Origin of the sequence: Serinicoccus sp. CNJ-927 (assembly GCF_001942435.1) — a bacterium.
Lineage (GTDB): Bacteria > Actinomycetota > Actinomycetes > Actinomycetales > Dermatophilaceae > Ornithinicoccus > Ornithinicoccus marinus.
The window spans coordinates 105,869-117,589 of record NZ_MKKF01000001.1 but is presented as its reverse complement, the minus strand read 5'-3'; the positions used below and the strand labels follow the sequence as shown (position 1 = coordinate 117,589).

Sequence of the window (11,721 nt, the reverse complement as noted above, 5' to 3'; positions counted from 1 at the left end):
AGGAGCGTCTGCTGCGTCTCGGCCAGGCCCAGCTCCCAGGGCGTCCCGGCGTGCTTGAGCGAGGAGCGTGGGGCGGGGCTGCGTATCCTGATGGGTGATCCATCACCCGACCGGAGAGAGCCGTTGACCACCGACCTGACCCGCCCGTTGCACCAGAGCGCCGCCGCTCCCGAGCCCAGCTCGCTGGCCCAGGTGCTGCGACGGGTCGAGGACGAGGTCGACGCCCGGGCCGAGGAGCTGCTGGCCTGGCGCCGCGAGGTCCACCAGCAGCCGGAGATCTGCTGGGAGGAGCACCGCACCACCGAGCTGGTCGCCGGGGTGCTCTCCGAGACCGGTGCGCGGGTGCGGACGCTGCCCGGCACGGGTGCGGTGGTCGACCTCGGCCACCCCGAGCCGCGCACCCGGATCGCCCTGCGGGCCGACCTCGACGCGCTGCCGATCGAGGAGGTCACTGGTCTGCCCTACTCCTCCCGCACCCCCGGGGCCTGCCACGCGTGCGGCCACGACGTGCACACCATCGGCCTGCTCGGCGCGGGGCTCGCGCTGCTGGCCCTCGACGAGGAGCTGCACGCCCGCGGCGTCGGGGTGCGGCTGGTCTTCCAGCCCGCCGAGGAGACCCATCCGGGCGGCGCGCTCAAGGTCATGGACGACGGCGTCCTCGACGGCGTCGACCGCATGCTCGCCGTCCACTGCGACCCCTCGGTCGACGTCGGCAGCGTGGGGCTGCGCGTCGGCCCGATCACCGCGGCCTCGGACCAGGTGCACGTCGTCATCAGCGGGCGCGGAGGGCATACCTCCCGCCCCCACCTCACCCAGGACATCACGTATGCCCTCGCCAAGGTGGTCACCGAGGTCCCGGCCGCCCTGACCCGCCGGCTCGACCCCCGCGCCGCGGCCGTCCTCGTCTGGGGGGTGGTGCGGGCCGGGGCGGCGGCCAACGTCATCCCCGCGCAGGGAGAGGCGCTCGGCACCCTGCGGATGCTCGACCCCGAGCTGTGGGAGGTCGTGGAGCCGATCTTCACCGAGACCGTCGACGCCGTCGTGGCGCCCTACGGGGTCAAGGCCACCGTGCACTACACCAAGGGTGTGCCGCCGGTCGACAACGAGAACAGCTCGGTGATGGCGATGTCCAAGGCGGCGATGCTGCTCCTCGGCGCGGGAGCGGTGCAGCCGACCAAGCAGTCGATGGGCGGTGAGGACCTCGGGTGGTACCTCCAGCAGGTGCCGGGGGCGATGGCCCGGCTCGGCACCCGCACCCCCGGCGGGCCGACCTACGAGCTGCACCAGGGCGACCTGGTCGTGGACGAGCGCTCGGTCCTCGTCGCCGCCAAGCTGCTCGCTGGGTCGGTCTTCACCGCCCTCGGCGAGTCACGGACGTGACGCTCCAGCACTGCTGTGGCTGATGTGACGGTCCAGGTCACGCTTGCATCACGTTGTGGCTGACGTGCGCGTCACCTGACGCCTACTCGCCGGTCACGAGGGTTACCATCTTCGCGTCATACCCACAGGACAAAGGAGTTTCCCGTGCGTCGGGTCCTGAAGCTTGCCACCGCCGGTGCGGCGGCCACCCTCCTCCTCGCCGCGTGCGGCGAGGCCCCCACCGAAGACGAGTCGAACGCCGGAGGCGGCGACAACGCCGAGAGCAGCGAAGGAGGCGGGGACAGCGAAGCGGCCAGCGACTTCAAGGCCTGCATGGTCTCCGACGCCGGCGGCTTCGACGACCAGTCCTTCAACCAGTCCGGCAAGGAGGGTCTGGATGCCGCGGCGGAGGCCCTGAGCATCGAGACCGTCGAGGTCGAGTCGCAGGCCGACACCGACTACGCCACCAACGTCGCGGGCCTGGTGGACCAGGGCTGCTCGATCACCATCGGCGTCGGCTTCCTCCTCGAGGACGCGATCCAGACCGCGGCCGAGGACAACACCGACACCAACTTCGCGCTCATCGACTCCGCCTTCAGCGACGCCGACTCCGCGCCGGTGGAGCTCGACAACGCCAAGCCGATCCTCTTCAACACCGCCGAGGCGAGCTTCCTCGCCGGCTATCTCTCGGCCGGCATGACCGAGACCGGCACCGTCGCCACCTTCGGCGGCCTGCAGATCCCGTCGGTGTCGGTCTTCATGGACGGCTTCGCCGACGGCGTCGACAAGTTCAACGAGGACAACGGCACCGACGTCAACCTGCTGGGCTGGGACAAGGGGGCCCAGGAGGGCGCCTTCTCCGGTGACTTCGACAACCAGAGCCAGGGGCAGACGCTCACCGAGCAGTTCATCTCCCAGGGCGCCGACATCGTCATGCCGGTCGCCGGCCCGGTCGGCCTCGGTGCCGCCGCGGCGGCCGAGGGCGGCGACGACGTCAAGATCGTCTGGGTCGACTCCGACGGCTACCTCACCGCGACGGAGTACTCCGACCTCATGCTCACCTCGGTCATGAAGCAGATCGGCCCGGCCGTCGAGCAGACCATCACCGAGACCGTCGACGGCGGCTTCTCCAACGAGCCCTACGTCGGCACGCTCGAGAACGACGGCGTCGGCCTGGCGCCCTACCACGACATGGAGGGCGACGTCGCCGCCAAGGAGGTCACCGGCCCCGACGGCGAGACCATGATGCTCAACGAGGCGATCGACATGCTTCGCGAGATGATCATCTCCGGCGACCTGACCGTCGAGTCCGAGAACAGCCCGCAGCAGTGACCGTGCGCCGGTCCGGCCAGCAGCCGGCCGGCTGACACATCGGGTAGCGGCCCGACCCCACCGGGTCGGGCCGCTACGCTGTCCACCGCATCACCCGAGGTGCAGGCATACCCCACCTTCCCTCGGCCCGTCCCCGTGAGGTGCCATGAAGCAGGAACCGCGATGAAGCTCGAGCTGCAGGGCATCACCAAGGTCTTCGGATCCCTGGTGGCCAACGACCACATCGACCTCGTCGTCGAACCCGGCGAGATCCACGCGCTGCTGGGAGAGAACGGCGCCGGCAAGAGCACGTTGATGAACGTCCTCTACGGCCTCTACGACCCCGACGACGGGCAGATCCTGCTCGACGGCGAGCCGGTCACCTTCAAGGGGCCGGGCGACGCGGTCGCCGCGGGCATCGGCATGGTCCACCAGCACTTCATGCTCATCCCGGTCTTCACCGTGGCGGAGTCCGTCGCGCTCGGCTACGAGCCCACCGGGGCCGTCGGGGCCCTCAAGCTGGACGAGGCGCGGCGCCGGGTCACCGAGATCTCCGACCGCTTCGGCTTCCACGTCGACCCGGACGCCAAGATCGAGGACCTCCCCGTCGGGGTGCAGCAGCGGGTCGAGATCATCAAGGCGCTCTCCCGGGACGCCAAGGTGCTCATCCTCGACGAGCCGACCGCGGTGCTCACGCCGCAGGAGACCGACGAGCTCATCGGCATCATGCGCGAGCTCAAGGAGTCCGGCACCTCCATCGTCTTCATCACGCACAAGTTGCGTGAGGTCCGCGCGATCGCCGACCGGATCACCGTCATCCGCCGCGGCGCCGTCGTCGGCGAGGCCAGCCCCAGCTCCACCGAGACCGAGCTCGCCTCGCTCATGGTCGGGCGCTCGGTCAGCCTGACCGTCGACAAGGAGGCGGCCACCCCGGGCGACGCCGCCTTCGAGGTCGACGGGCTCTCCGTGGCCAACGACGCCGGGACCGTGCTCGTCGACGACATCTCCTTCGACGTCCGGGCCGGCGAGATCCTCTGCGTCGCGGGGGTCCAGGGCAATGGCCAGACCGAGCTCGCCGAGGTCATCCTCGGCCTGGAGGAGGCCGACTCCGGCACCCTGCGGCTCGACGGCGAGGACCTCGCGGGCAAGGGAGTGAAGCAGCGGCTCCGCGCCGGGATCGGCTTCGTCCCCGAGGACCGCTCGACCGACGGCGTCGTCCCCAGCTTCTCCATCGCGGAGAACCTCGTGCTCGACCTCTACGACACCGAGCCCTTCGCCCGGGGCATCTCCATGAGCCCGGCCACCGTGGCGAGCAACGCCGAACAGCGCACCGAGGAGTTCGACGTGCGGCTCAGCTCGATCCACGACCCCATCTCCACCCTCTCCGGCGGCAACGCCCAGAAGGTCGTCCTCGCCCGCGAGATGTCGCGTCCGCTGCGCCTGCTCGTCGCCTCTCAGCCGACCCGGGGCCTGGACGTCGGCTCCATCGAGTTCGTGCACCGACGGATCGTCGCCGAGCGCGACAACGGCACCCCGGTCATCATCGTCTCGACCGAGCTCGACGAGGTCCTCGGTCTCGCCGACCGGATCGCCGTGATGTACCGCGGTCGGATCATCGGCGTCGTCGACGCCGTCGGCGAGGACGGCACGGCGGTCAACCGTGATGTCCTCGGCCTCATGATGGCCGGCGTGCCGCTCGAGGAGGCCCGCGAGCAGGCCGCCCAGCACCACTCCGTGCTGGGGCGGGCCGACCTGGACGGCGACGGCATACCTGACGCGCAGCAGCGCCGGCCCAGGGACGAGGACCACGATCAGCACGCCGACCCTGCCCCGACGACCACGGAGGAGCAGCCGTGAGCGACCAGCCCCACGCCAGCCAGTCCCACGGACCCGACGCGGGGGAGGAGCAGTCGGTCACCGCCACGCCACCCGGTGACACCGGCGGCAGCGGGCCGACGCTGCGCGAGCAGGAGCGCCCCTCGGTCCTGCACCAGATCCTCTCCGGGAGCGCCCTGATGTCGGTGCTCGCCGTCGTGCTCGCGCTCTTCATCGGCGGATTGCTCATCGCCTTCGCCGACGAGGACACCCGCGAGGCCGCGACCTACTTCTTCGCCCGGCCGCTGGACACGATCTCGGCCGGGTGGACCGCCATGTGGGAGGCCTACGTCGCGATGTTCCGCGGCTCGGTCTTCGACTGGCGGGCCGACACCCTCGCCGGGATGGTCGACCCGCTCACCGAGTCGATGGTCTTCGCCGTCCCGCTCATCCTGGCGGGCCTGGGCATCGCGATCGGCTTCCGCGCGGGCCTGTTCAACATCGGCGCGCAGGGGCAGATCATCGTCGGCGCCATCGTCTGCGCCTGGCTCGGGTTCGCCTTCGACCTGCCCCCGGTGATCCACCTGCTCGTGGCGATCATGGGTGGCCTCGTCGGCGGCGCCGTCTGGGGCGGGATCCCGGGTGTGCTCAAGGCCCGGTTCGGCGCCAACGAGGTGATCGTCACGATCATGCTCAACTACATCGCGGTCTACCTCATCAGCTACATGCTCAAGCAGCCGAGCTTCAACCCGGGGCGGACCGGGCAGCGCAGCCCGGCGGTCGGGGCGGACGCGACCTACCCGCTCCTGGTGCCGCAGTGGCTGTGGCCGGACAACGGCTTCCGGCTGCACTGGGGCTTCGTCGTGGCCATCCTCGCCACCATCGCGGTGTGGTGGCTCATGGAGCGCTCCACCGTCGGCTTCCAGATCCGGGCCGTCGGGGCCAACCCGGCCGCCGCCCGCACGGCCGGCATGTCGGTCGGTCGGATCACCGTCATCACGATGGTGCTCGCCGGCGCGCTCGCCGGGCTCGCCGCGACGGCGCAGGTGCTCGGCACCGAGCGTTCGCTCACGGCCGGGGTCGCCGCCTCCTTCGGCTTCGACGCCATCACCGTGGCGCTGCTCGGGCGCTCCCGACCGTGGGGCACCTTCTTCGCCGGCCTGCTCTTCGGCGCGCTCAAGGCCGGCGGCTTCCTCATGCAGTCGCTGACCGCGACCCCCATCGACATCGTGCTCGTCGTGCAGTCGCTCATCGTGCTGCTCATCGCGGCCCCGCCGCTGGTGCGCAGCGTCTTCCGGCTGCCCGACCCCGACAAGCCGCGACGCAGACGCGTCTCCCGCGGCGACGCGAAGACCCAGGAGGCCACGGCATGAGCACCCCCACGCAGGCCCCGGCACCGACCACCCCCTCCGAGGGGGAGGGTCCGGCCCGCGGTCGCCCGAAGGTCGGCATCAAGACGACCGTCGTGTATGCCCTCGCCGCCCTGGTGACGCTGCTCGCCTGGGTGCTGGACACCCCGGCGGACGCCCGGACGACGTTCCAGTTCGGCACCGGCGGCGACCTGTTCCGCATACCGAACATCCCGCTGCCGGCGCTGGCCACCCTCGTCGTGCTGCTCGTCGTCATGCTCGCCGCGACGGCCTTCGCGTGGGTGCGCTACCGCGCCCGCCGGCCGGTCCCGGTGTGGTTGCACGTCGTCGTCGGCGCAGCTTCGTCATCTCCTTCCTGACCTTCGTCGGCGCCGGCCGCAGCACGGTCATCCCGATGGTCTCGCTGCTCGCGGGCGCGCTGGCGCTGTCGGTGCCGCTGGTCTTCGGCGCGATGTCCGGCGTGATCTGCGAGCGCTCGGGCATCATCAACATCGCCATCGAGGGGCAGCTGCTCATGGGTGCCTTCGCCGGTGCCGTGGTCGCCTCGGCGGCGGGCTCGGCCTACCTCGGTCTCGTCGCGGCGCCGATCGCGGGCGGTCTGGTCGGGGCGGCCCTGGCGTGGTTCGCGGTGTCGTTCCGGGTCAACCAGATCATCGTCGGTGTCGTGCTCAACACGCTCATCATCGGGCTCACCGGCTTCCTCTTCTCCACGGTGCTGTCAGACGACAAGGCGCTGTGGAACACGCGGATGCCGCTACCGCGCATCCGGATCCCGCTGCTGGCCGACATCCCCGTCATCGGGCCGGTGCTGTTCAACCAGACGATCCTGGTCTACCTCATGTACGTCCTGGTCATCGGGCTGCACTTCATGCTCTTCCGCAGCCGCTGGGGCCTGCGGACGCGCGCCGTGGGCGAGCATCCCAAGGCCGCGGACACGGTCGGCATCAAGGTCAACGTGCGCCGGGTGTGGAACACCATCCTCGGCGGGGCGGTCGCCGGCCTCGGCGGCGCCTTCTTCACCGTCGGCTCCGGGCTGGCCTTCGGTCGCGAGATGTCCGCCGGGCAGGGCTACATCGCGCTGGCCGCGATGATCCTCGGCAAGTGGAACCCGTGGGGCGCCGTCATGGCGGCGCTGCTCTTCGGTTTCTCCAAGAACCTCGGCAACGTGCTGTCGACCATCGGCAGCGGCGTCCCCTCCGAGCTGCTGCTCATGCTGCCCTACGTCATCACGATCCTGGCCGTCGCCGGCTTCGTCGGACGGGTCCGCCCGCCGGCCGCCGAGGGCGTGCCCTACACCAAGAGCTGAGCCGGGCGCCCAGGTGGAGCCGGGCGAGCGGCATACCAGAACTGCGCAGCACCGAGGAGGAGACGTGGCCGAGATCGACTGGCAGCCGCTGCACGACCGGGCGGTGGAGATGACCCGGCGGGCGTATGCGCCGTACTCCGGCTACCCCGTGGGCGTCGCCGGCCTGGTGGACGACGGCCGGGTCGTGGCCGGGTGCAACGTCGAGAACGCCGGCTACGGCGTCACGCTGTGCGCCGAGTGCGGCATGGTCTCCGACCTCGTGGCCGGTGGCGGCGGGCGGCTCGTGGCGGTGTGGTGCGTCGACGGGCGCGGCGAGACCATCATGCCCTGCGGCCGGTGCCGGCAGCTCGTGTGGGAGCACGGGGGAGCGGAGTGCCTGCTGCAGACGCCCGAGGGCGTGCTGCGGATGGACGAGGTGCTGCCCCAGGCCTTCGGCGCTGAGGACCTCGACCGCTCCTGCGCCCGGCCTTCGCGGCCTCCCCTGACTCACGGGCCCGGCCCCCCGCCCCCCGGGCCCGCACATGCTCGGCTCCCCGGCTCTGGGGACCAACGTCAGGCTAGCCCGACTTGCATGAGGAAATATGCCGATGAAGGTCGGGCTATCCCAACGTTGGTTCCGGGTCCCGGCGGCGACTGGACACCGCACATAACGTGCGCCCCGGTGGTCACCGGCTGCCGGGAAATGCTCATCTGCTGGGCCTATGAGCCCGGCATACGGGGATTTCCTGGCGCTGCGATGCGGGTGGGGGGCGTGTGACTGCTGCCGCGTGGCCGAGGGTGGGAGGCGCGCGACTGCCGGGTGGACGCGTGTGGGGTGCCGGCGGGACTGGCAGCGCGCGACCCCCGGGTATGCGCGGGCGCGGCTCAGGCGGAGCCGGGATAGCCGCCGAGCAGGCAGGCACGGGGGAGGCCGGCGGACAGCGCCAGCCGGCCCGCCTCGGGGCTGCGGGCGACGTAGAGCGCCCGACCGCCGATCTGGGCGACCCGCTCCTGCAGCGTGGCCAGGGTGCCGGCGTCGACCACGACCCGGCCCTGCTCGGGCGGCAGGAAGGTCTCCTCGCCGAAGGTGCCACCCCGGTCGCTCCGCGCCACCGTGCTGACGTCGACCGGCCGCTGCGCCATCGCCTCGGCCAGCAGCCGCAGCGTCCCGGCCGCCTGCCCGGTCGGCTCGCCCCCGTCGACCGGCACCGAGAAGCGCACCTCGTCGCCGGACCCGGTGATCTCCTGCAGCACCCAGCGGGCGGTCCGCTCCCGGGTCATCACGGCATACGTCAACGCCGGCTGCTCACCGTCGAAGCGTGCCTCCGTCGCGACGACGAGCGCCTGCGGGTCGAGCCCCACGGCCAGGCTGGTGGCGGCCGACATCGTGGCCTCGATGCGCGGCGTCGAGACGATCGCCACGACGCGGTCGTTGCGGACCGCCACCATCGTCGGGAACATCGGCTGCGGTGACGGCGTCCCAGTCTGGGAACGCCGCAGCAGATCGGTCACCGGAGGAGCGACGAGGGTCATGAGGTCAGCCACGAGCACGCCGCTCAGGATGTCACACCAGGTCGGTGCGACCACCGGTCGCACCGAGGGAGCGGCATGATGTCCCCCATGAAGGGCAAGCAGGTGCCGTGGGCCGGGATCATCTTCGCGATCATCCTGCTCAACATCTTCACCGACCTCGACCTCCCGGTCATCCCGATCATCATCGGCGCGGTGATCTTCAGCATGGTCACCGGCCCGCGGCGGGCGCGGCAGGTCGGCGGTGGACGGCCGCAGGGGCAGCAGCCGCCCGCGCCGCAGCAGGACCCGGCAGCACGAGCCGAGGACGACGGTGGGCTGCCCCGGATCGACGTGCCGCGCTTCCCCGGAGAGTCATCGCCCCCTCCGCTGCCCGGCCAGGGCCCGAGCGGCGCGGACCAGCCGACGCCCGAGCCGCCGACCACCCGACCCGCTGCCTCGGCGACGCCCGGCGCCGCGGCATACCCCTCCAGCACGTCGACCGATCCGGTCGTCTCCCTCGGGCAGCTGCACCTGGGCCGCCTCGCCCGTGAGCTCGACGCCGCGGCGCGCACCGGCTCCGACGCGGACACGCAGCGACTCCTCGGCGAGATCGAGGAGATGACCCGCCGGTCGCTGATGATGCTCGACGGGGCCAGCGGCGTGCCGGGCAGCGGGCGCAAGGAGTTCGAGGCGGGGCTGCGCCGGCTGGAGCGGGAGGTCTCGGCGGCACGCGGGGAGCAGCCGCCCGGCGGCAAGGTAGCGCGCGTGGTCCAGACGTGCAGCGCGCTCGGGCAGACCGGGCGGTATGCCTGAGCCCACCGGCTCGGCTTACCCGGCGGCGGCGAGGATCGTCGATAGGCCACACTGGCCTGCATGAGTGAGTCCTTCGACGCCGTCGACATCATCCGCACCAAGCGCGACCGGGGCGAGCTGAGCCCCGAGCAGATCGCGTGGGTGATCGACGCGTATACCCGGGAGGTCGTCGCCGACGAGCAGATGGCGGCCCTGGCCATGGCGATCCTGCTCAACGGCATGGACCGCCGCGAGATCAGCGACTGGACCAGCGCCATGATCGCCTCGGGGGAGCGGATGGACTTCTCCTCGCTGTCCCGGCCGACGGCCGACAAGCACTCGACCGGTGGTGTCGGCGACAAGATCACGCTGCCGCTGGCGCCGCTGGTCGCGGCATGCGGCGTCGCCGTGCCGCAGCTCTCCGGGCGGGGCCTGGGCCACACCGGCGGCACCCTGGACAAGCTGGAGGCCATCCCCGGCTGGCGGGCGGCGCTGTCCAACGAGGAGATGCTGGACCAGCTCGAGGACGTCGGTGCCGTCATCTGCGCGGCGGGGTCCGGCCTGGCCCCGGCGGACAAGCGGCTCTACGCCCTGCGCGACGTGACGGGGACCGTCGAGGCGATCCCGCTCATCGCCTCCTCGATCATGAGCAAGAAGATCGCCGAGGGCACCGGCACGCTCGTGCTGGACGTCAAGGTCGGCTCCGGGGCCTTCATGAAGACCCAAGAAGACGCGCGCGAGCTCGCCGAGACGATGGTGGCGCTGGGGCAGGACGCCGGCGTGCACACCGTCGCCCTGCTCACCGACATGTCGACCCCGCTCGGGCTGACCGCCGGCAACGGCGTCGAGGTCGCCGAGTCGGTCGAGGTGCTCGCCGGAGGCGGCCCCCAGGACGTGGTGGACCTCACCGTGGCACTGGCCCGGGAGATGCTCGAGGGCGCCGGCGTCACCGACGTCGACCCCGCGGACGCGCTCGCCGACGGCCGCGCCATGGACGTCTGGCGGCGGATGATCGAGGCCCAGGGAGGTGACCCGGACGCCCCGATGCCGGAGGCGAAGGAGAGCCAGGAGGTCCTCGCGGACGCCGACGGGGTGCTCACCCGGCTGGACGCACTCGCCGTGGGTGTCGCGGCATGGCGGTTGGGCGCCGGTCGCGCCCGCAAGGAGGACCCGGTGCAGGCCGCCGCCGGCGTGGTGCTGCACGCCAAGCCCGGCGAGGAGGTCAAGAAGGGTCAGCCGCTCATGACGCTGCACACCGACGAGGAGCAGCGGCTCGGCCGGGCGACCGAGGCGCTGGAGGGCGCCTGGGCCATCGGCACCGCCGACCAGGTCGAGACCGCCGACAGCATCGTCATCGACCGCGTGAGCTGACCCGCCGCCCGGTCACTCCGACCGGAGGCACGGTATGCACGGACCGGCCGCGGCATGCACGCGCTGGCCGCGGTCGGTCGAGCCACGTACGCGGTCGGTCGACCCCACCGCGCGGTCAGTAACCCTCGCCGTCGGCGCCGGGAGCCTCGCGCCCGGCTCGGGCACGACCAGCGTCCCCTCCTCCTCGCGCTCGCGCGCTCCCGCGAGCAGGGCTTCGGTGGAGGAGGTCCCGATCCGGGTGACGCCTTCGGCGACCATCGCCAGCAGGGTGTCGATGTCGCGGACCCCGCCCGAGGCCTTCACCTGCATCGTGTCCGGGATCGTGGCCCGCATGAGCCGCACATCCGGCAACGTCGCGCCACCGCCGGCGAAGCCGGTCGAGGTCTTGACGAAATCCGCCCCCGCGTCCTCGCTCGCCCGGCAGGCCGCCTCCTTCTGCGCCTCGTCGAGCAGGGCGGTCTCGAAGATGACCTTCACCAGGACTCCGGCTGCGTGGCCGGTCTCGACGACCGCGGCGATGTCCTGCTTGACCGCCTCGACGTCACCACCGCGCAACCACCCGATGTTGAGCACCATGTCCAGCTCGGTCGCGCCATCGGCCAGCGCCTGGCGCGACTCAGCCACCTTCGCGGCGGTCGAGGTGGTGCCGTGCGGGAAGCCGATGACCGTGCATACCCGGGTCTGGTGCCCCTCGACCGCCTGCAGCGCCAGCCGGACGTCCGAGGGCCGGACGCACACCGACCAGATCTCGTCCTGGGCCAGCTCGCGGCAGGTCTGCTCGACCTCCTGCGGCGTGAGCTCGGGCTTGAGCAGCGCGTGGTCGATGAGGTCGGCGACGTCCTGCGCGGTCAGGCTGGTCCCGGGGGCGATGATGTGCGACATGACCACCACTCTAGGATCACTGCT

General features: G+C 71.8%; 8 protein-coding genes and 2 pseudogenes. 8 read left to right on the top strand and 2 right to left on the bottom strand.

The window, feature by feature from the left end; genetic code table 11:
• The first annotated feature begins 123 nt into the window (after positions 1 to 123).
• The 6 genes and pseudogenes from BJF86_RS00555 to BJF86_RS00530 form a co-directional block, all read left to right on the top strand.
• Positions 124 to 1,380: an amidohydrolase gene (locus tag BJF86_RS00555; RefSeq protein ID WP_237767490.1), complete on the top strand. Its 1,257-nt coding sequence runs from the start codon at positions 124 to 126 to the stop codon at positions 1,378 to 1,380.
• Between the two features lie 144 nt (positions 1,381 to 1,524).
• Complete coding sequence (locus BJF86_RS00550) at positions 1,525 to 2,691, top strand: BMP family lipoprotein (protein WP_075812732.1); 1,167 nt, start codon at positions 1,525 to 1,527, stop codon at positions 2,689 to 2,691.
• Positions 2,692 to 2,853: 162 nt separating this feature from the next.
• Positions 2,854 to 4,527: an ABC transporter ATP-binding protein gene (locus tag BJF86_RS00545; RefSeq protein WP_075816543.1), complete on the top strand. Its 1,674-nt coding sequence runs from the start codon at positions 2,854 to 2,856 to the stop codon at positions 4,525 to 4,527.
• Positions 4,524 to 5,858 (top strand): ABC transporter permease, encoded by a 1,335-nt coding sequence (locus BJF86_RS00540; RefSeq protein WP_075812728.1) that lies wholly within the window; start codon positions 4,524 to 4,526, stop codon positions 5,856 to 5,858. The genes BJF86_RS00545 and BJF86_RS00540 overlap by 4 nt, the downstream gene beginning before the upstream one ends.
• Positions 5,855 to 7,161: pseudogene (locus BJF86_RS00535) on the top strand (ABC transporter permease). The gene BJF86_RS00540 and the pseudogene BJF86_RS00535 overlap by 4 nt, the downstream one beginning before the upstream one ends.
• Positions 7,162 to 7,225: 64 nt before the next feature.
• Positions 7,226 to 7,612: pseudogene (locus BJF86_RS00530) on the top strand (cytidine deaminase); the annotation flags it as partial.
• Between the two features lie 413 nt (positions 7,613 to 8,025).
• Here BJF86_RS00530 and BJF86_RS00525 read toward each other — a convergent pair.
• Complete coding sequence (locus tag BJF86_RS00525; RefSeq protein ID WP_143553606.1) at positions 8,026 to 8,691, bottom strand: hypothetical protein; 666 nt, start codon at positions 8,689 to 8,691, stop codon at positions 8,026 to 8,028.
• 69 nt (positions 8,692 to 8,760) lie between these two features.
• Here BJF86_RS00525 and BJF86_RS00520 point away from each other — a divergent pair, with 69 nt between their 5' ends.
• On the top strand, positions 8,761 to 9,465 hold the full coding sequence (locus BJF86_RS00520; protein ID WP_075816541.1) for a hypothetical protein: 705 nt from the start codon (positions 8,761 to 8,763) through the stop codon (positions 9,463 to 9,465).
• Positions 9,466 to 9,525: 60 nt separating this feature from the next.
• A complete protein-coding gene (locus BJF86_RS00515) occupies positions 9,526 to 10,815 on the top strand; it encodes a thymidine phosphorylase (protein WP_075816540.1) in 1,290 nt (429 codons plus the stop codon).
• Between the two features lie 12 nt (positions 10,816 to 10,827).
• Here the strand turns inward: BJF86_RS00515 and deoC are convergent, their stop codons facing one another.
• On the bottom strand, positions 10,828 to 11,697 hold the full coding sequence (gene deoC, locus BJF86_RS00510) for a deoxyribose-phosphate aldolase (protein WP_083652602.1): 870 nt from the start codon (positions 11,695 to 11,697) through the stop codon (positions 10,828 to 10,830).
• Positions 11,698 to 11,721 lie beyond the last annotated feature (24 nt).

Bases quoted from the DNA above. Each gene is read 5' to 3' on its own strand.
- BJF86_RS00520 (WP_075816541.1), top strand. From the start codon at position 8,761: ATGAAGGGCAAGCAGGTGCCGTGGGCCGGGATCATCTTCGCGATCATC.
- deoC (WP_083652602.1), bottom strand. From the start codon at position 11,697: ATGTCGCACATCATCGCCCCCGGGACCAGCCTGACCGCGCAGGACGTC.
- BJF86_RS00545 (WP_075816543.1), top strand. From the start codon at position 2,854: ATGAAGCTCGAGCTGCAGGGCATCACCAAGGTCTTCGGATCCCTGGTG.
- BJF86_RS00515 (WP_075816540.1), top strand. From the start codon at position 9,526: ATGAGTGAGTCCTTCGACGCCGTCGACATCATCCGCACCAAGCGCGAC.